Annotated in this window: 1 pseudogene; it reads left to right on the top strand. The window is 63.2% G+C overall.

The window, feature by feature from the left end:
* Positions 1-417 (top strand): annotated as a pseudogene (locus tag F6S12_RS32990) (MFS transporter); the annotation flags it as partial.
* Positions 418-427 lie beyond the last annotated feature (10 nt).

Below are 427 nucleotides of genomic sequence, written 5' to 3'. Positions count from 1 at the left end.
GTGCAGGTCAGCGTCGGTGATGTGAAGATCAACGGCTTCGACGAGGCCGCCCTGCGCGGCGCAGTGACCCTGGCCGGTTATCCGCAGCAGGCCGACAGCCAGAACGTCAACAAGACCATGGTGGTGGTGCTGATCGTCGCGCTGATCCTGATTGCCGCCATGTGCTACGGCCCGCTGGCGGCGCTGATGGTGGAGCTGTTCCCGACCCGTATCCGCTACACCTCCATGTCCCTGCCCTACCACATCGGCAACGGCTGGTTCGGCGGTTTCCTGCCGACCGTGTCCTTTGCCCTGGTGGTCTACACCGGCGATATCTTCTATGGCCTGTGGTACCCGGTGCTGATTACCGGGGTCAGCCTGGTGGTGGGGTTGTTGTGCCTGCGGGAAACCCGGGACGTCGACATCAACCACAACTGAGCAGCGTGCT

It is taken from the genome of Pseudomonas sp. JV245A (genome assembly GCF_032424515.1).
GTDB classification, from domain to species: domain Bacteria; phylum Pseudomonadota; class Gammaproteobacteria; order Pseudomonadales; family Pseudomonadaceae; genus Aquipseudomonas; species Aquipseudomonas protegens.
This window is presented reverse-complemented; position numbering and strand designations above follow the sequence as displayed.